Source organism: Bradyrhizobium algeriense (genome assembly GCF_036924595.1).
GTDB classification, from domain to species: Bacteria; Pseudomonadota; Alphaproteobacteria; order Rhizobiales; family Xanthobacteraceae; genus Bradyrhizobium; species Bradyrhizobium algeriense.
The window spans coordinates 3,458,108-3,475,714 of record NZ_JAZHRV010000001.1 but is presented as its reverse complement, the minus strand read 5'-3'; the positions used below and the strand labels follow the sequence as shown (position 1 = coordinate 3,475,714).

Here is a 17,607-nt window from a genome sequence, read left to right as displayed (position 1 = left end):
GTAATGGACGACGGCAAGCTCGACGCCCTTGGGCAGACGATTGTTAGCGCGCTTGGCGGCGCGGCGAGCGCCCATGCGGTCGCGTTCAACCAGCTCACCGTCACGGTCGATGCGACGAAGATCGTCGAGGTCATGAAGTACCTGCGCGATGATCCCGCGCTGCGCTTCATCAACATCACCGACGTGACGGCGGTCGACTATCCCGGCCGCGAAAAGCGCTTCGACGTGGTCTACCACCTGTTGTCGCCGACGCTGAATGAGCGCATCCGCGTCCGCGCCGAGGCCGACGAAACCACGCAGGTACCCTCGATCATCGAGGTGTTTCCCGGCGCCGACTGGTTCGAGCGCGAGACCTACGATCTCTACGGCGTGATCTTCACCGGCCACCCCGATATGCGGCGGCTATTGACGGATTACGGTTTTGACGGCCATCCGCTGCGCAAGGATTTCCCGCTCACGGGCTTCGTGGAGGTCCGCTACGACGACCAGGAGAAGCGGGTGGTCTACGAGCCGGTCCGCCTCAACCAGGAATTCCGCAAATTCGATTTCCTCTCGCCGTGGGAAGGCGCGGACTATCCGCTGCCGGGCGATGAGAAGGCTGAGCCGAAGGCCTGACCATGAACGAACAACCGCAAAACCTTCGCAATTTTACCATCAACTTTGGGCCGCAGCATCCGGCCGCGCATGGCGTGTTGCGCTTGGTGCTGGAGCTCGATGGCGAAGTCGTCGAGCGCGTCGATCCGCATATCGGCCTTCTGCACCGCGGTACCGAAAAGCTGATCGAGCACAAGACCTATCTGCAGGCGATTGGATATTTCGACCGGCTCGATTACGTCGCGCCGATGAATCAGGAGCACGCGTTCTGTCTCGCGGCGGAAAAGCTGCTCGGCATCGCGGTGCCACGCCGCGGGCAGTTGATCCGCGTGCTCTATTGCGAGATCGGCCGCATCCTGTCGCATCTGCTCAATGTCACCACCCAGGCGATGGACGTCGGCGCGCTGACGCCGCCGCTGTGGGGCTTTGAAGAGCGCGAAAAGCTCATGGTGTTCTATGAGCGGGCCTCCGGCGCGCGCATGCATGCGACCTATTTCCGCGTCGGCGGCGTGCATCAGGACCTGCCGCCGAAACTGATCGACGACATCGAAGCTTGGTGCGATCCGTTCCTGCAGGTGGTCGCGGACCTCGAAACGCTTCTGACCGGCAACCGCATCTTCAAGCAGCGCAACGTCGATATCGGCGTGGTGACGCTGCAGCAGGCCTGGGAGTGGGGTTTTTCCGGCGTGATGGTGCGCGGCTCGGGCGCTGCCTGGGACCTGCGCAAGGCGCAGCCCTATGAATGCTACGCCGAGATGGATTTCGATATTCCGATCGGCAAGAACGGCGACTGCTACGACCGCTACTGCATCCGCATGGAAGAGATGCGCCAGTCCGTGCGCATCATGAAGCAGTGCATTGCGAAACTTCGTGCGCCGGATGGCCAGGGCCCGGTCGTCGTCGAAGACAACAAGATCGCGCCGCCCCGTCGCGGCGAGATGAAGCGCTCGATGGAAGCGCTGATCCATCACTTCAAGCTCTATACCGAAGGCGTGCACGTGCCGGCCGGCGAGGTCTACGCCGCGGTAGAGGCGCCGAAGGGCGAGTTCGGCGTCTATCTGGTCTCCGACGGCACCAACAAGCCCTACAAGTGCAAGATCCGCGCGCCGGGCTTTGCCCATCTGCAAGCGATGGATTTTATCTGCAAAGGCCATCTGCTCGCCGACGTCTCCGCCATTCTCGGCTCGCTCGATATCGTGTTCGGAGAGGTCGATAGGTGATGGCGCAGGCGCCCATCCAGTTTGACCGGGCTTCGGGCGCGCTCGTTGGCGCGAACGCGTGGGAGCGTTTGGCCGCGATTGCGCTGGTGCTGGGTTCGAAGGTGGCGTCGAATTTTTCGCACCGCGGCTACAATATGTGCGCCAATCTCCTGCGCACGACGCTGCCCGAGCGCGGCATCCAGATCAAACTCAATCCCGACGCGACCTTCGAGTTTCCCTATGGCGACGGCTACTGGAGCAAGCTGCTCAACCGCACCTACCATTACGAGAACGAACTCGAGTTGCTGTTCAAGGATTCCGCCGACGTCGACTACACGCTGCTCGATTGCGGCGCCAATTACGGCTACTGGTCGGTCCTGGTATCGAGCAAGCCGTTTGGTTCGCGCAGGGCGATCGCGATCGAACCGTCAGGGCAGAATTTTCCGAAGCTTGCCAACAACGCCAAAATCAACGGCAATCGCTTCGAAGCCATGAAATGCGCGATCGGCGCGACACGCGGCACCGCGCGGCTGTCCGGCACCAAGCATGAGGCCTTCAGCATCGCCGGCGACCAGTCTGATGGCGAGGAGGTGCCTGTCATCGCGCTGGATAACCTGCTCGACGACGGCAAGGTCGCCCCCGGCGGCAAATATCTGATCAAGCTTGACGTCGAGGGCGTCGAGATCGAGGCCATGAAGGGCGGCGTGCGGTTGATGCAGGGTGACAGCGTGCTGCTCTGTGAGGAACACGGCAACGATCCCCAGCACACCGTGTCGCGCTACATGCTCGAACAGACTCCGCTGAAGCTGATCGTCTACGACCCGCGCAGCAATCGCCTTGAAACCGTGACCGACCTTTCGATTCTGGACCGGATCAAGGTTTCAACCCATGTCGGCTACAACGTGTTCGGCACCGCAAGCGCATTCTGGCTCGCCCGGATCGATGCGCTCAATGCGAAAGCCGGGCGCCGCGTGCAATGAGAGACTGAACGATGTCCGTCCGCCGCCTCGCACCGAAGGAATTGCAGCCCGCGAGCTTCACGTTCTCGGAAGAGAACCTCGCCTGGGCCAAGGCGCAGATCGAAAAGTATCCGCCGGGTCGCCAGGCGTCCGCAGTGATTGCGATCCTGTGGCGCGTCCAGGAACAGCATGAGGGATGGGTTTCGGAGGCCGCGATCCGCGCCGTCGCCGACCTCCTCGAAATGCCCTACATCCGCGTGCTGGAAGTGGCGACCTTCTACACGATGTTTCAACTGCAGCCGGTCGGCAAGAAAGCCCATGTGCAGGTCTGCGGCACCACGCCGTGCCGCCTGCGCGGCGCCGAGGACATCATCAAGGTGTGCCAGAGCCGCATCCATCACGATCCCTTCCATCTGTCGAAGGACGGCAATTTTAGCTGGGAAGAGGTCGAGTGCCTGGGCGCCTGCGTGAATGCGCCGATGGTGCTGATCTGGAAGGACACCTACGAGGACCTGACCAAGGAAAACTTCGGCAAGGTGCTCGACGGCTTCGCGTCAGGCAATCCGCCGAAGCCGGGACCGCAGATCGACCGTCAGTTCTCGGCGCCGGTGGGCGGGCCGACGACGCTGAAGGAAACCACATGAAGCGTGACGGCACATTGCCCGTGGTCGGGCAGGGAAGGGTCAGCGCGATGAAGAACTGGCGCTATATCGGCATGCACGCCATCGCGGCGGCCGTTTTCATTTTTCTGCTGCAGCGTTACGCGCTGAGCGCGACGCTCGAATCCAGCCTGTTGTGGGCGTTGACCTTCGGCGGATGCGCCGCGGGTCTCGCTTACGCGCAGTCCAATCGTTGATCTGAGGAAGCTTCAAGTCATGCTCGACGACAAGGATCGCATCTTCAAGAACCTCTACGGCCTCCACGACTGGGGGCTTGAGGGCGCGCGCCGCCGTGGCGCGTGGGACGGCACCAAGGCGATCATCGACAAGGGCCGCGACTGGATCATCAACGAGATGAAGGCCTCCGGCCTGCGCGGGCGTGGCGGCGCCGGATTCCCGACCGGCCTGAAATGGTCGTTCATGCCGAAGGAATCCACCGATGGGCGGCCGAGCTATCTGGTCGTCAATGCCGATGAGTCCGAGCCCGGCACCTGCAAGGACCGCGAGATCATGCGGCATGATCCGCATCTGCTGGTCGAAGGCTGCCTGCTCGCCAGCTTCGCGATGAACGCGCATGCTTGCTACATCTATGTGCGGGGCGAGTTCATCCGCGAGCGCGAGCATCTGCAGGCCGCGATCGACCAGGCCTATGAGGCAAAACTGGTCGGCAAGGACAATATCAACGGCTGGCCGTTCGACATCTATGTCGCCCACGGCGCCGGCGCTTATATCTGCGGCGAAGAGACCGCGCTGCTGGAGAGCCTCGAAGGCAAGAAGGGCCAGCCGCGGCTGAAGCCGCCATTCCCGGCCAATGTCGGCCTCTACGGCTGCCCGACCACCGTCAACAATGTCGAATCCATTGCAGTTGCGCCGGACATTCTCAGGCGCGGCGCGGCGTGGTTCGCCGCGATTGGCCGGCCGAACAATGTCGGCACCAAGCTGTTTTGTATCTCCGGTCATGTCGAGCGGCCCTGCAACGTCGAAGAGGCGATGGGGATTCCGTTCCGCGAACTGATCGAGCGCCATTGCGGCGGCATTCGCGGCGGCTGGGACAACCTGAAGGCCGTGATCCCCGGCGGCTCGTCGGTGCGCATGGTGCCGGCCGAGCAGATCATCGACACGCCGATGGATTTCGATAGCCTCAGCAAATTGCGCTCCGGTCTCGGCACCGCCGCCGTGATCGTGATGGACAAGTCGACCGACCTGATCCGGGCGATCGCGCGCATTTCCTATTTCTACAAGCATGAGAGCTGCGGCCAGTGCACGCCGTGCCGCGAAGGCACGGGGTGGATGTGGCGCGTGCTGACCCGCATGGCCGACGGCCGCGCCCACAAGCGCGAGATCGACATGCTGCTGGAAGTCACGAAGCAGGTCGAAGGCCACACCATCTGCGCGCTCGGCGACGCCGCGGCCTGGCCGATCCAGGGCCTGATCGCGCATTTCCGTCACGAGATCGAGGCGCGCATCGACCAGTATTCGCACAAGGCCGATATCGACGATATCGGCGTGCGCGATCCCGTGAACATGGTCGCGGCGGAGTAGGGATGACGATGTCGCAACCGAGCTTCTGGTGGCAGAGATACGGGACGCTGGCGCAGATGGCGCAGGCAGCCGTGGCGCTGCTCGGCTTTGTTGCGATCCTGTTCCAGATCAACGAGATCCGCACCAACAACCGCGCCACCAGCGCGCGGCAGGCGTTTCTGGGGTACACCGATCTGGCATTCAAGAATCCGAAGTTCGCGCAGCCGGACTACGAGAAGATCAAGGCTACGGGGCGCGACGAGCAGGTGCAGTACGAGAGCTTCGTCACCTACTTCCTTTACGCCTGCGAGGAGGCGATCGGTGCCTTCGCGGGAAAGCGCGAGTGGCTGGCCTCCTGCGACTACGACCTGAAGCCGCATCTGCCGTTCCTGTGCGAGAAGAGCGCGGCGCAGCCGGCCTATCTCGCGACCTATGGCGCCGAGACCCAGCAATGGATCAAGACGTCGCTGAAGACCGCCAGCGTTACACCGCCAGACTGCAAGCTGGGAAAGACCTGAGACCGCAATGACCAAACTCATCATCGACGGCAAAGAGATCGATGTACCCGCAGAGTTCACGCTGCTGCAGGCGTGCGAGGCCGCGGGCGCCGAAATTCCGCGCTTCTGCTACCACGAGCGGCTGTCGATCGCCGGCAATTGCCGGATGTGCCTCGTGGAGGTGAAGGGCGGCCCGAAGCCGGTCGCAAGCTGCGCCTGGGGCGTGCGCGACTGCCGGCCCGGTCCGAAGGGCGAGCCGCCGGAAATCTCGACCCGTTCGCCGATGGTGAAGAAGGCGCGCGAAGGCGTGATGGAATTCTTGCTGATCAACCACCCGCTGGATTGCCCGATCTGCGACCAGGGCGGCGAGTGCGATCTGCAGGACCAGGCGATGGGCTACGGCGTCGACACCTCGCGCTTTGCCGAGAACAAGCGGGCGGTCGAGGACAAATATCTCGGCGCGCTGGTCAAGACCTCGATGAACCGCTGCATCCAGTGCACGCGCTGCGTCCGCTTCTCCGCCGAAGTCGCCGGCGTCCCCGAGATGGGCGCGACCGGCCGCGGCGAAGACATGGAGATCACGACCTATCTGGAGCAGGCGCTGACCTCGGAATTGCAGGGCAACCTCGTCGATATCTGCCCCGTGGGCGCGCTGACCTCGAAGCCGTTTGCGTTCGCCGCGCGCCCATGGGAGCTTGGCAAGACCCAGTCGGTGGACGTCATGGATGGCGTTGGCTCGGCAATCCGCGTCGATACCCGCGGCCGTGAGGTGATGCGGATCCTGCCGCGCATCAATGAGGCCGTGAACGAGGAATGGATTTCGGACAAGACCCGCCACGTCGTCGACGGCCTGCGCACGCAGCGGCTCGACCGGCCCTATATCCGCGACAACGGCAAGCTGCGCGCCGCGTCGTGGCAGGAGGCGTTCGCGGCGGTTGCGGCCAAGGTCAAGATGAGCGACGGCAAGCGGATCGGCGCCATTGCCGGCGATCTCGCCGCCGTCGAGGAGATGTTCGCGTTCAAGGATCTGCTCGGCCAGTACGGTTCGACCAATCTGGCCGTGCAGGGCGGCGACGCCTTCGACGCCAAGGCGGGACGGGCGACCTGGATCTTCAACCCGACCATTGCCGGGATCGAACAGGCCGATGCGCTCCTGATTATCGGCGCCAACCCGCGCAAGGAAGCCGCCGTCCTCAACGCGCGCATCCGCAAGCGCTGGCGCACGGGCCAGCTCAAGGTCGGCGTGATCGGCGCCAAGGCCGATCTCACCTATGAGTACGACTATCTCGGCGCGGGCACCGATACGCTCGGTGAACTCGCAACCGGCAAGCATTCCTTCGCCGAGGTGCTGAAGGGCGCCAAGCACCCGATCGTGCTGGTCGGCGCCGGCTCGCTTTCGCGGCATGACGGCGCGGCGGTGCTGGCGCTGGCGGCCAAGGTCGCGGCAGGCACGGGCGCGCTCAAGGATGGCTGGAACGGCTTTGCCGTGCTGCAGGATACGGCGTCTCGCGCGGGCGCGCTCGATATCGGCTTCGCGCCCGGCAAAGGCGGCCTCAGCCTGGCGCAGATGACGACCTTCGGCACGCTCGACGTGCTGTTCCTGCTCGGCGCGGATGAAGTGAAAGTGCCCGATGGTACGTTCGTGGTCTATATCGGCACCCATGGCGACCGCGGCGCGCACCGCGCCGATGTCATCCTGCCCGGCGCGGCCTATACCGAAAAATCCGGCCTCTACGTCAATACCGAGGGCAGGGTGCAGATCGCGAACCGCGCGGCGTTCCCTCCGGGCGAGGCGCGCGAGGACTGGGCGATCGTCCGGGCGTTGTCGGACGTTCTCGGCAAGAAGCTACCCTATGATTCGCTCGGGGCACTGCGTCAGGCCCTGTTCAAGGCCGTGCCGTATCTGATGCGGATCGACCAGATCGAGGCCGGCAAGGCCAGTGACGTCAAGGCGCTGGCGGGTAAGAAGGGCGGCAAGGTCGACAAGACCCCGTTCAAGAGTTCGGTCGAGGATTTCTATCTGACCAACCCGATCGCCCGGGCCTCGGCGGTGATGGCGGAATGCTCCCGGCTTGCGTCCGGGAAGATGCTGACGGCAGCGGAGTGAGCGTGATCTGATGGCTGATTTCTTCGCAAGCTCGTTCTGGACCGGTTTTCTCTGGCCGCTGATCGTCATGGTCGCGCAGAGCGTCCTGCTGCTCGTCGTGCTCCTGATCGCGATCGCCTACATCCTGCTCGCCGACCGCAAGATCTGGGCGGCGGTGCAGATCCGCCGCGGCCCCAACGTCGTCGGCCCCTGGGGCTTGCTGCAATCCTTCGCGGATCTGCTCAAATTCGTGCTGAAGGAACCGGTCATTCCCTCCGGCTCCAACAAGGGCGTGTTCCTGCTGGCGCCGCTGGTGTCCTGCGTGCTGGCGCTGGCCGCCTGGGCCGTCATCCCGATGGATCTCGGCTGGGTCATCTCCGACATCAATGTCGGCGTGCTCTACATCTTCGCGATCTCGTCGCTGTCGATCTACGGCGTCATCATGGCCGGCTGGTCGTCGAATTCGAAATATCCGTTCCTGGCCGCGCTTCGTTCCGCGGCGCAAATGGTGTCCTACGAAGTCTCGATCGGCTTCGTCATCATCACCGTCTTGCTGTGCGCCGGCTCGCTCAATCTCTCGGCCTTGGTGGAAGCGCAGAACACCCGCGGCTTCGCCAGTCTGATCGGCCTGCCGCAGCTCACCATCCTGAACTGGTATGTGTGGCCGCTGTTCCCGATGTTCGTGGTGTTCTACGTCTCGGCGCTGGCCGAAACCAACCGCCCGCCGTTCGATCTGGTGGAGGCGGAATCCGAACTGGTCGCGGGTTTCATGACCGAATACGGCTCGACGCCGTATCTGCTGTTCATGCTCGGCGAATATGTCGCGATCACCACGATGTGCGCGCTGGCGACGATCATGTTCCTCGGCGGCTGGCTGCCGCCGGTGGACCTGCCGCCGTTCAACTGGATCCCCGGCGTGATCTGGTTCGCGCTAAAAGTGTTCTTCATGTTCTTCCTGTTCGCGATGGCGAAGGCGATCGTGCCGCGCTACCGCTACGATCAACTGATGCGGCTCGGCTGGAAAGTGTTCCTGCCGCTGTCGCTGGCGATGGTGGTGATTGTGGCCGGCGTGCTGCAATTCGCCGGCATCGCGCCGAAGTGAGGCCGTCATGAGTGTCAACGTCAACGCAACCGCCCGGGCGCTTCTCTTGAGCGAATTCGTATCGGCGTTCTTTCTCGCCATGCGCTATTTCTTCAAGCCGAAGCCGACCATCAACTATCCGTTCGAGAAGAACCCGATCTCGCCGCGCTTCCGCGGCGAGCACGCGCTGCGCCGCTATCCGAACGGCGAAGAGCGCTGCATCGCCTGCAAGCTGTGCGAAGCGATCTGCCCCGCGCAGGCGATCACCATCGAGGCCGGCCCGCGCCGCAACGACGGCACCCGCCGCACCGTGCGCTACGACATCGATATGGTGAAATGCATCTATTGCGGCCTGTGCCAGGAAGCCTGCCCGGTCGATGCCATCGTCGAGGGACCGAATTTCGAATTCGCGACCGAGACCCGCGAGGAACTCTACTATGACAAGGCGAAACTGCTCGCCAATGGCGATCGCTGGGAGCGCGAGATTGCGAAAGCAATCGAACTCGACGCGCCGTACCGGTGAGGTGAGGGCATGATCCTGACCGCGCTGTTCTTCTATCTCTTTGCCGGCGTCTGCGTGGCGTCGGCGGTCATGGTGATTGTGTCGCGCAATCCCGTGCACTCCGTGCTGTTCCTGATCCTGGCGTTCGTCAACGCTTCCGGCCTGTTCATCCTGTTGGGCGCCGAATTCCTCGGGATGATGCTGATCGTGGTCTATGTCGGCGCGGTCGCCGTCCTGTTCCTGTTCGTGATCATGATGCTCGACGTCGATTTCACCGAGTTGCGCGAAGGCTTTCTGGAATATCTGCCGATCGGCCTCGTGATCGGCGGCATCTTCCTGGCCGAACTGCTGCTGGTTGCCGGCGGCTGGGTTATCAGTCCCGGCACCGTCAAGCAGATCACGGCGGCGATCCCGACCAATGTCAGCAACACCGAGGCGCTCGGGCTGGTGCTCTATACGAAGTACATCCACTACTTCCAGATCGCCGGCATGGTGCTTCTGGTGGCCATGATCGGCGCCATCGTGCTGACGCTGCGCCACAAGGCGAAGGTCAAGCGGCAGGACATCAACGTGCAGAACGCGCGGACGCCGGAGCTCGCGATGGCCGTGCGCCAGGTGGCGTCCGGGCAGGGCCTGCAGGATGCGGATGCGGCGGAGTGGGTGAAATGACGATCGGTCTGGGACACTATCTCGCGGTCGGCGCCATCCTGTTCACGATCGGGATTCTCGGCATCTTCTTAAACCGCAAGAACATCATCGTCATCCTGATGTCGATCGAGCTGATCTTGCTCGCGGTCAACATCAACCTGGTGGCGTTCTCGACCTTCCTCGGCGACATCGTCGGCCAGGTGTTTGCGCTTTTGGTGCTGACGGTCGCGGCGGCTGAAGCTGCGATCGGTCTTGCCGTGCTGGTGGTCTATTTCCGCAACCGCGGCTCGATCGCGGTTGAAGACGTCAATCTGATGAAGGGCTAAGGGCGCGGCTATGGTTCAGGCAATTGTCTTTCTGCCGCTGCTGGGCGCCATTCTGGCCGGCCTGATCGCGATCTTCGGTGCGCATGCGCGCAATCCGAGCGGCGATGAGGTCAAGCATCACGATCACAGCCATGGCGCTCACGCGCATGCCGCCGATGCCCATGACGAGCATGCCCATGATGATCACGGCCATGACGATCACCACGTCACGGAGCCGGCGGCGCAGGGGTCGCGCGCGGCCGAGCTGATTACGACGGGGCTTCTATTCGTTTCCGCAGCGCTATCCTGGGTGACGCTGGTCGATGTGGGCTTCATGCACCACGACGCCAGGATCGCGCTGTTCCCCTGGATCAATTCCGGCGATCTGCAGGTATCGTGGGCGCTGCGCGTCGATACGCTGACGGCCGTGATGCTGGTGGTGGTCAACACCATCTCCTCGCTCGTGCATCTCTATTCCATCGGCTATATGGACGAGGATCCGTACCGGCCGCGGTTCTTTGCCTATCTGTCGCTGTTCACTTTCGCGATGCTGATGTTGGTGACGGCTGACAATCTGGTACAGCTATTCTTCGGCTGGGAGGGCGTCGGTCTGGCGAGTTATCTGCTGATCGGCTTCTGGTACCACAAGCCCTCGGCGAACGCGGCGGCAATCAAGGCCTTCATCGTCAACCGTGTCGGCGATTTCGGCTTTGCGCTTGGCATTTTCGCGATCTTTATGCTGATCGGCTCGACCGACTTCGAGACGATTTTTGCGGGCGCGCCCGGGCTGTCGGGCAAGACCATCGATTTCTTCGGCTGGCATGCCGATGCGCTGACGCTGACCTGCCTGTTGCTGTTCATGGGCGCGATGGGCAAATCGGCCCAGTTCCTGCTGCACACCTGGTTGCCGGACGCGATGGAAGGCCCAACCCCGGTCTCCGCGCTGATCCACGCCGCGACCATGGTGACGGCCGGCGTGTTCATGGTGGCGCGGCTGTCGCCGCTGTTCGAGCTCGCGCCCAACGCGCAGGCCGTCGTCATGTTCTTCGGTGCGACCACCGCGTTCTTTGCGGCGACCGTCGGCCTCGTGCAGAACGACATCAAGCGCATCGTCGCCTACTCAACCTGTTCGCAGCTCGGCTACATGTTCGTGGCGATGGGGGCAGGGGCCTATTCGGTCGGCATGTTCCATCTGTTCACGCACGCCTTCTTCAAGGCGCTGCTGTTCTTGGGCTCAGGCTCGGTGATCTACGCGATGCATCACGAGCAGGACATCCGCAACATGGGTGGGCTGAAGGACAAGATCCCCTACACCTATAGTGTGATGGTGATCGGCACGCTGGCGCTGACCGGCTTTCCGCTGACGGCCGGCTATTTCTCCAAGGACGCGATCATCGAGTCTGCCTATGTCGCGCATAACCCGTTCGCGTTCTACGGTTTCGCGATGACGGTGATCGCGGCGGGCCTGACCTCGTTCTATTCTTGGCGCCTGATCTTCAAGACGTTCCACGGCGAGCCGCACGACCGGCATCACTATGAGGCCGCTCACGAGGCGCCGATGTGGATGCTGGTGCCGATCGGCATTCTCGCCGCTGGCTCCATCCTGGCCGGCTTCCCGTTCAAGGAGGTGTTCGCGGGCCATGGCGTGGAAGAGTTCTTCGGCCAGTCGCTCAAGATGCACCCGCACATCATCGATGAAATGCATCACATTCCGCAGGCGATTGCGTTCCTGCCGACGGTCATGATGGTGCTGGGCTTCCTGGTGTCGTGGCTGTTCTACATCCGCCGGCCGTATCTGCCGGTCGAACTCGCCGGCCAGCACCAGATGCTCTACCAGTTTCTGCTCAACAAATGGTACTTCGACGAGCTCTATGATTTCATCTTCGTCCGCCCGGCCAAGCGGATCGGTTATTTCCTCTGGAAAAAGGGTGACGGCTTGGTCATCGACGGCTTCGGCCCGGATGGCGTTTCGGCGCGCGTGCTCGACGTCACCCGCAACGTGGTGAAGATCCAGACCGGTTACCTCTATCACTATGCTTTTGCGATGCTGATCGGGGTCGCGGGGCTGATCACCTGGTTCATGTTCGGCTTGGGAGGCCAGTAATGACAACCTGGCCCATCCTTTCGGTTGTCACGTTCCTGCCGATCATCGGCGCGCTGGCGATCTATCTCACCCGCGGCGACGACGAGGCCGCACGGCGCAATGCGCGCTGGATCGCGCTGTGGACCACGCTGGTCACCTTTGCGGTGTCGCTGATCCTGGTCTGGCGCTTCGACGCCGCCAATCCGGATTTCCAGTTCATCGAAAAGGCGAACTGGCTCGCCAGCGGCATCACCTATCACATGGGTGTCGACGGCATTTCGCTGCCGTTCGTGATCCTGACCACCGCCTTGATGCCGTTCTGCATCATCGCGAGCTGGAAATCGATCACGATGCGCGTGCGCGAATACATGATGGCGTTCCTGCTGCTGGAAACGCTGATGGTCGGCACCTTCTCCGCGCTCGACCTCGTGCTGTTCTACCTGTTCTTCGAAGGCGGCCTGATCCCGATGTTCCTGATCATCGGCGTCTGGGGCGGCCCGCGCCGGGTCTACGCGTCGTTCAAGTTCTTCCTCTACACGCTGCTCGGCTCGGTCTTGATGCTGCTCGCGATCATGGCGCTGTACTGGAATGCCGGCACGACCGACATCCCGACGCTGATGCAGACGGCAGTGCCGCGCTCGTTGCAGACCTGGGCGTGGCTGGCGTTCTTTGCCTCCTTTGCGGTGAAGATGCCGATGTGGCCGGTGCACACCTGGCTTCCCGATGCCCACGTCGAGGCGCCGACCGCGGGCTCGGTGATCCTGGCCGCGATCCTGTTGAAGATGGGCGGCTACGGCTTCCTGCGCTTCTCGCTGCCGATGTTCCCCTTGGCGTCGCATGATTTCGCCTGGATCATCTTCACGCTGTCGGTGATCGCCATCGTCTACACCTCGCTGGTGGCCTTGATGCAGGAAGACATCAAGAAGCTGATCGCCTATTCGTCAGTGGCCCATATGGGCTTCGTCACCATGGGCATCTTCGCCGGCACCACGCAGGGCGTGGCGGGCGGCGTGTTCCAGATGGTCTCACACGGCATCGTCTCCGGCGCGCTGTTCCTGTGCGTCGGTATCGTCTACGACCGCATGCACACCCGCGAGATCGTCGCCTATGGCGGCCTCGTCAACCGGATGCCGCTCTACGCGCTGGTGTTCATGGTGTTCACTATGGCCAATGTCGGCCTTCCCGGCACTAGCGGCTTCGTCGGCGAATTCATGACGCTGGTCGGCACCTTCAAGGTCTCGATCCCGACGGCGACCTTTGCCACGCTCGGGGTGATCCTGTCGGCGGCCTATGCGCTGTGGCTCTATCGCAAGGTGGTGTTCGGTGCGCTGACAAAACCGTCGCTCGCCAGCATCAAGGACCTGACGCTGCGCGAGAGCCTGACGCTGTTCCCGCTGGTCGCACTCACCATCCTGTTTGGCGTCTATCCGAAGCCGGTGCTCGACATGTCGGCGGCTTCGGTCCAGCAACTCGTCAACAATTACAATGCCGCCGTGACTGCCGTGAAGGCAGCCGCGCTGGTCCAGTAAGGCCGCCACCATGAGCTTCTCAAGTGCAGGTTATCAGTTGCTGCCGGTGCTGCCGGAATTGGTGCTGGCCGTCGGCGCCATGGCGCTGTTGATGCTGGGCGCCTATCGCGGCGAGGGGACGACCAGGCTGGTTACCACGCTTGCGGTGCTGCTGCTGGTCGTGACCGGCGCGCTCGAGCTGATGCTGCCGGCCGGCAAGCTCTCGACCTTCGGCGGCAGCTTCATCGTCGACGATTTTGCCCGCTTCCTGAAGATCCTTGCCATCATCGGCTCGGCGGTGACGCTGATCCTGTCGACGGAGTTTTTGTCCGATCCGTCGCGGCGGATTTTCGAATATTCGATCCTGGTGCTGCTCTCCACGCTCGGCATGATGGTGCTGATCTCGGCCGCCGACCTCATCATGCTCTATCTCGGGCTCGAGCTGATGTCGCTCGCGCTCTACGTGGTCGCTACCTCTAACCGCGACAACGCCAAGTCCACCGAGGCCGGGTTGAAGTACTTTGTGCTCGGCGCGCTGTCCTCCGGCATGCTGCTGTACGGCGCCTCGCTGATCTACGGCTTCACCGGCACGGTCGATTTTGCCGGCATCGCCGCCGCAGTGAAAACCGGCAGCGTCGGCATCGTGTTCGGCCTGGTGTTCCTGCTGGCCGGGCTCTGCTTCAAGGTATCCGCCGTGCCGTTCCATATGTGGACGCCCGACGTCTATGAGGGCGCGCCGACGCCGGTCACCGCCTTCTTTGCCTCGGCGCCGAAGGTCGCAGCCCTTGCGGTGTTCACCCGCGTGACGTTGACCGCGTTCCCCGGCATCGTCCCGCAGTGGCAGCAGATCCTCGTGTTCGTGGCGATCGCCTCGATGGCGCTGGGTTCGTTTGCCGCCATAGGGCAGAAGAACATCAAGCGCCTGATGGCCTATTCCTCGATCGGCCATATGGGCTTTGCGCTGGTCGGGCTCGCATCGGGCACGGTGGAGGGCGCGCAGGGCGTGCTGGTCTATATCGCGATCTATGTCGCGATGACGCTCGGCACCTTCGCGGTCATCCTTTCCATGAAGCGCGACGGCCAGCCGATGGAGCAGATCAGCGATTTCGCAGGCCTCTCGCGCACCAATCCGCTGCTGGCCTTCTTCTTCGCCATGCTGCTGTTCTCGCTGGCGGGCATTCCGCCGCTCGCGGGGTTCTTCGCCAAATGGTACGTGTTCGTGGCCGCGATCAAGGCGGGCCTGTTCACGCTCGCCGTCATCGGCGTGCTCACCAGCGTGGTGGGCGCGTTCTACTATCTCACCATCATCAAGGTGATGTATTTCGACGAGCCGGCCGGCCATATCGAGCCGATGCGGATCGAACTGCGGACGGTGCTGGCGGTCGCGGGCATCTTCAACATCTTCTTCTTCGTCTATCCGGGGCCGCTGGTCAGCGTCGCCACGACGGCGGCGAAGTCGCTGTTCCCAGGATGACTTTTACGCTCGGTTCCAAAGCCAGATCGGCGGGCTACGGCCTCGCGGCCTTCGACCAGATCGGGTCGACCAACGCCGAAGCCATGTCCCGCGCCCGCGATGGCGAGCGGGGTCCTGTGTGGTTCGTGACGACGGAACAGACCGCGGGCCGGGGTCGCCGGCAGCGCGCCTGGATCGCGCCGCGCGGCAACCTCGCCAGCAGCATTCTCGAAGTCATGGACGTGTCTCCCGGCGTCGCCGCTACGCTGGGCTTTGCCGCAGGGCTGTCGCTGGAACGCGCGCTGCAAAAACTCAGCATCGAAGCCAATTTGCGGCGGGCCGGCGCCGGGCCTCTGAGATACGCCCTGAAATGGCCCAACGACGTCATGGCGGACGGGCAGAAGCTCGCCGGCATTCTGCTGGAGGCCGAGGCCGTAGCCGGCAATCGCCTGGCCGTGGTGGTCGGCATCGGCACCAACGTCATTGCGGCGCCCGAGGGCACGCCGACGCCGGCGACCTCGCTGGCCGCGCTCGGCGTTCAAATCGGCGCGGAGGAACTGTTTGCGGCGCTCTCGGATGCCTGGGTCGAATTCCATGGCATCTGGGACAATGGCCGCGGCTTTGCCGATATCCGAAAACTTTGGCTGGAGCGCGCGTTCGGCCTTGGCGAGCGGGTTGCAATCCAGACTGGAGCCGCGACCGTCGAGGGCACGTTCGATACCATCGACGAGAGCGGCTGCCTGATCGTCCGCACAGCCGAGGGCAAGCGTGCGGCCGTCACCGCGGGCGAGGTCTATTTCGGCGCTGCGGCGTCAGTGGGAGCGGCCTGATGGCGCGGCCGGATGAACTGACCTTTGCGCCGCTCGGCGGCGTCGGCGAGATCGGCATGAACCTGTCGATCTACGGGCTCGGCAACCGAAACCAGCGGTCCTGGCTCGCGGTCGATCTCGGCGTTTCCTTCGGCGATGAGGAGCATCTGCCGGGCATCGACCTGATCATGCCCGACATCCGTTTCCTGGAGAAGGAGCGCAAGAACCTGATGGGCCTCGTGCTGACGCATGCCCATGAGGACCATTTCGGCGCGATTATGGACCTCTGGCCGAAGCTGCAATGCCCGGTCTATGCCACCAAATTCAGCGCTGCCTTGTTCGAGGCCAAATGCGCCGCCGAGCGCAATCCGCCGAAGATCCCGGTGACCGTGGTGCCGTCAGGCGGCCGGGTCAATCTCGGGCCGTTCACCGTCGAGTTCATCCCGGTCGCGCACTCGATTCCGGAATCGCATGCGCTGGCGATCCATACCTCCGCCGGCACCGTGCTCCACACCGGCGACTGGAAGATCGACCCGACGCCGATCATCGGCCTGCCGACCGACGAGCGGCGCCTGCGCGAACTCGGCGATGCCGGTGTGCTGGCGCTGGTCGGGGATTCCACCAACGCGGTGCGGGAAGGACGCTCGCCCTCGGAAACCGAGGTTGCCGCCACCATCGCCAAGCTGGTGAAGGGCGCCAAGGGCCGGGTCGCCGTCACCACCTTTGCCTCCAACGTCGCGCGCGTGAAAGCGGTGGCGGATGCCGCCAAGGCCGCCGATCGCGAGGTGGTGGTGGTCGGCCGCGCCATGGAGCGCGTGGTGCAGGTCGCCCGCGAGACCGGCTATCTCGACGGCGTGCAGAATTTCCGTGGCGCCGATTATTATGGGCATTTTCCGCCGGACAAGGTGCTGGCGCTGTGCACCGGCAGCCAGGGCGAGCCGCGTGCGGCGCTCGCCCGGATCGCCAATAACGACCATCCGCAGGTGACGCTGAACAAGGGCGACAGCGTGATCTTTTCCTCGCGTACCATCCCCGGCAACGAGAAGGCGGTCGGCGCCATCATCAACGGGCTGGTGGTGCAGGGCATCGAGGTCATTACCGACCGCACTGATCTCGTCCACGTCTCCGGCCATCCGCGCCGCGACGAACTGCGCGACATGATCTCATGGGTACGCCCGCAGATCCTGATTCCCGTCCATGGCGAGGCGCTGCATCTCTCCGAGCATGCCAAGCTGGCGCGCACCGCCGGCGTGCCGAAGGTCTTGACCTGCCGCAATGGCGATCTGGTCAAGCTCGGGCCCGGTGATCCCGGCATCATCGACGAGTTGCCGTCGGGGCGGCTCTACAAGGACGGCAACATACTGGAGGATTCCAAGTCCCGCGCCGTGGTCGAGCGGCGCCGGATGGGATTTGCAGGCTGCGCCTTCGTGGCGATCGCCATGACCGACAAGGGCGAACTGGCCGACGATCCCGAGGTCGATCTCGTCGGCATCCCCGAGAAGAATGCGGCCGGCGAGGTGATCGATGAGGTCGTGTTCGATACGGTGGTTTCGACGGTGGAAAACCTGCCGCGGGCGCGCCGGCGCGATGCGGACGCGACGGCGGAATCGGTGCGTCGCGCGGTGCGGGCCGTCATCAACGAGCAGTGGGGCAAGAAGCCGATTTGCCTCGTTCATGTTCTGACGGTTTGAGGTAAAAAGGGC

17 protein-coding genes are annotated in these 17,607 nt (G+C 63.4%); all 17 read left to right on the top strand.

Annotated elements, in window-relative coordinates; translation table 11 throughout:
* Positions 1–3: 3 nt before the first annotated feature.
* From V1286_RS17130 to V1286_RS17050, 17 genes are read left to right on the top strand one after another with little or no spacing between them, the layout of a single operon-like run.
* On the top strand, positions 4–615 hold the full coding sequence (locus V1286_RS17130) for an NADH-quinone oxidoreductase subunit C (RefSeq protein WP_334481163.1): 612 nt from the start codon (positions 4–6) through the stop codon (positions 613–615).
* Positions 616–617: 2 nt separating this feature from the next.
* The gene (locus V1286_RS17125; RefSeq protein ID WP_334481162.1) at positions 618–1,814 is read left to right on the top strand and encodes an NADH-quinone oxidoreductase subunit D; all 1,197 of its coding nucleotides are present in this window, start codon (positions 618–620) and stop codon (positions 1,812–1,814) included.
* Positions 1,814–2,773 (top strand): FkbM family methyltransferase, encoded by a 960-nt coding sequence (locus tag V1286_RS17120; RefSeq protein WP_334481161.1) that lies wholly within the window; start codon positions 1,814–1,816, stop codon positions 2,771–2,773. Before V1286_RS17125 ends, V1286_RS17120 begins: the two co-directional genes overlap by 1 nt.
* Before the next feature lie 11 nt (positions 2,774–2,784).
* Positions 2,785–3,396, top strand: coding sequence for an NADH-quinone oxidoreductase subunit NuoE (gene nuoE, locus V1286_RS17115; RefSeq protein ID WP_108516285.1), 612 nt, complete (start codon positions 2,785–2,787; stop codon positions 3,394–3,396).
* On the top strand, positions 3,393–3,608 hold the full coding sequence (locus V1286_RS17110) for a hypothetical protein (protein ID WP_334481160.1): 216 nt from the start codon (positions 3,393–3,395) through the stop codon (positions 3,606–3,608). Before nuoE ends, V1286_RS17110 begins: the two co-directional genes overlap by 4 nt.
* A 19-nt stretch (positions 3,609–3,627) precedes the next feature.
* On the top strand, positions 3,628–4,953 hold the full coding sequence (gene nuoF, locus V1286_RS17105; RefSeq protein ID WP_334481159.1) for an NADH-quinone oxidoreductase subunit NuoF: 1,326 nt from the start codon (positions 3,628–3,630) through the stop codon (positions 4,951–4,953).
* A gap of 2 nt (positions 4,954–4,955) precedes the next feature.
* Positions 4,956–5,450, top strand: coding sequence for a hypothetical protein (locus V1286_RS17100; protein ID WP_334481158.1), 495 nt, complete (start codon positions 4,956–4,958; stop codon positions 5,448–5,450).
* A 7-nt stretch (positions 5,451–5,457) separates the two neighbouring features.
* Complete coding sequence (nuoG, locus tag V1286_RS17095) at positions 5,458–7,536, top strand: NADH-quinone oxidoreductase subunit NuoG (protein WP_334481156.1); 2,079 nt, start codon at positions 5,458–5,460, stop codon at positions 7,534–7,536.
* Positions 7,537–7,546: 10 nt separating this feature from the next.
* Positions 7,547–8,617, top strand: a complete 1,071-nt coding sequence (gene nuoH / locus V1286_RS17090; RefSeq protein ID WP_108516275.1) for an NADH-quinone oxidoreductase subunit NuoH — start codon at positions 7,547–7,549, stop codon at positions 8,615–8,617.
* A 7-nt stretch (positions 8,618–8,624) separates the two neighbouring features.
* Positions 8,625–9,119, top strand: a complete 495-nt coding sequence (gene nuoI / locus V1286_RS17085; RefSeq protein ID WP_028345787.1) for an NADH-quinone oxidoreductase subunit NuoI — start codon at positions 8,625–8,627, stop codon at positions 9,117–9,119.
* Between the two features lie 9 nt (positions 9,120–9,128).
* Positions 9,129–9,767, top strand: coding sequence for an NADH-quinone oxidoreductase subunit J (locus tag V1286_RS17080; RefSeq protein ID WP_108516271.1), 639 nt, complete (start codon positions 9,129–9,131; stop codon positions 9,765–9,767).
* Positions 9,764–10,072, top strand: a complete 309-nt coding sequence (gene nuoK, locus V1286_RS17075) for an NADH-quinone oxidoreductase subunit NuoK (protein ID WP_108516269.1) — start codon at positions 9,764–9,766, stop codon at positions 10,070–10,072. Before V1286_RS17080 ends, nuoK begins: the two co-directional genes overlap by 4 nt.
* A 10-nt stretch (positions 10,073–10,082) precedes the next feature.
* Entirely contained in the window at positions 10,083–12,155 is a 2,073-nt protein-coding gene (gene nuoL / locus V1286_RS17070; RefSeq protein ID WP_334481153.1) for an NADH-quinone oxidoreductase subunit L, read from the top strand.
* Entirely contained in the window at positions 12,155–13,663 is a 1,509-nt protein-coding gene (locus V1286_RS17065; RefSeq protein WP_334481151.1) for an NADH-quinone oxidoreductase subunit M, read from the top strand. Before nuoL ends, V1286_RS17065 begins: the two co-directional genes overlap by 1 nt.
* A gap of 10 nt (positions 13,664–13,673) precedes the next feature.
* Positions 13,674–15,116: an NADH-quinone oxidoreductase subunit NuoN gene (gene nuoN / locus V1286_RS17060; RefSeq protein ID WP_334481149.1), complete on the top strand. Its 1,443-nt coding sequence runs from the start codon at positions 13,674–13,676 to the stop codon at positions 15,114–15,116.
* Positions 15,113–15,925, top strand: coding sequence for a biotin--[acetyl-CoA-carboxylase] ligase (locus V1286_RS17055; RefSeq protein ID WP_334481147.1), 813 nt, complete (start codon positions 15,113–15,115; stop codon positions 15,923–15,925). Before nuoN ends, V1286_RS17055 begins: the two co-directional genes overlap by 4 nt.
* Positions 15,925–17,595, top strand: a complete 1,671-nt coding sequence (locus V1286_RS17050) for a ribonuclease J (protein ID WP_334481146.1) — start codon at positions 15,925–15,927, stop codon at positions 17,593–17,595. Before V1286_RS17055 ends, V1286_RS17050 begins: the two co-directional genes overlap by 1 nt.
* The last annotated feature ends 12 nt before the right edge of the window (positions 17,596–17,607 follow it).

What these genes read in the sequence shown, in the direction of transcription:
- V1286_RS17130 (WP_334481163.1), top strand. Translation starts at nt 4, where the DNA reads ATGGACGACGGCAAGCTCGACGCCCTTGGGCAGACGATTGTTAGCGCG.
- V1286_RS17125 (WP_334481162.1), top strand. Translation starts at nt 618, where the DNA reads ATGAACGAACAACCGCAAAACCTTCGCAATTTTACCATCAACTTTGGG.
- V1286_RS17120 (WP_334481161.1), top strand. Translation starts at nt 1,814, where the DNA reads ATGGCGCAGGCGCCCATCCAGTTTGACCGGGCTTCGGGCGCGCTCGTT.
- nuoE (WP_108516285.1), top strand. Translation starts at nt 2,785, where the DNA reads ATGTCCGTCCGCCGCCTCGCACCGAAGGAATTGCAGCCCGCGAGCTTC.
- V1286_RS17110 (WP_334481160.1), top strand. Translation starts at nt 3,393, where the DNA reads ATGAAGCGTGACGGCACATTGCCCGTGGTCGGGCAGGGAAGGGTCAGC.
- nuoF (WP_334481159.1), top strand. Translation starts at nt 3,628, where the DNA reads ATGCTCGACGACAAGGATCGCATCTTCAAGAACCTCTACGGCCTCCAC.
- V1286_RS17100 (WP_334481158.1), top strand. Translation starts at nt 4,956, where the DNA reads ATGACGATGTCGCAACCGAGCTTCTGGTGGCAGAGATACGGGACGCTG.
- nuoG (WP_334481156.1), top strand. Translation starts at nt 5,458, where the DNA reads ATGACCAAACTCATCATCGACGGCAAAGAGATCGATGTACCCGCAGAG.
- nuoH (WP_108516275.1), top strand. Translation starts at nt 7,547, where the DNA reads ATGGCTGATTTCTTCGCAAGCTCGTTCTGGACCGGTTTTCTCTGGCCG.
- nuoI (WP_028345787.1), top strand. Translation starts at nt 8,625, where the DNA reads ATGAGTGTCAACGTCAACGCAACCGCCCGGGCGCTTCTCTTGAGCGAA.
- V1286_RS17080 (WP_108516271.1), top strand. Translation starts at nt 9,129, where the DNA reads ATGATCCTGACCGCGCTGTTCTTCTATCTCTTTGCCGGCGTCTGCGTG.
- nuoK (WP_108516269.1), top strand. Translation starts at nt 9,764, where the DNA reads ATGACGATCGGTCTGGGACACTATCTCGCGGTCGGCGCCATCCTGTTC.
- nuoL (WP_334481153.1), top strand. Translation starts at nt 10,083, where the DNA reads ATGGTTCAGGCAATTGTCTTTCTGCCGCTGCTGGGCGCCATTCTGGCC.
- V1286_RS17065 (WP_334481151.1), top strand. Translation starts at nt 12,155, where the DNA reads ATGACAACCTGGCCCATCCTTTCGGTTGTCACGTTCCTGCCGATCATC.
- nuoN (WP_334481149.1), top strand. Translation starts at nt 13,674, where the DNA reads ATGAGCTTCTCAAGTGCAGGTTATCAGTTGCTGCCGGTGCTGCCGGAA.
- V1286_RS17055 (WP_334481147.1), top strand. Translation starts at nt 15,113, where the DNA reads ATGACTTTTACGCTCGGTTCCAAAGCCAGATCGGCGGGCTACGGCCTC.
- V1286_RS17050 (WP_334481146.1), top strand. Translation starts at nt 15,925, where the DNA reads ATGGCGCGGCCGGATGAACTGACCTTTGCGCCGCTCGGCGGCGTCGGC.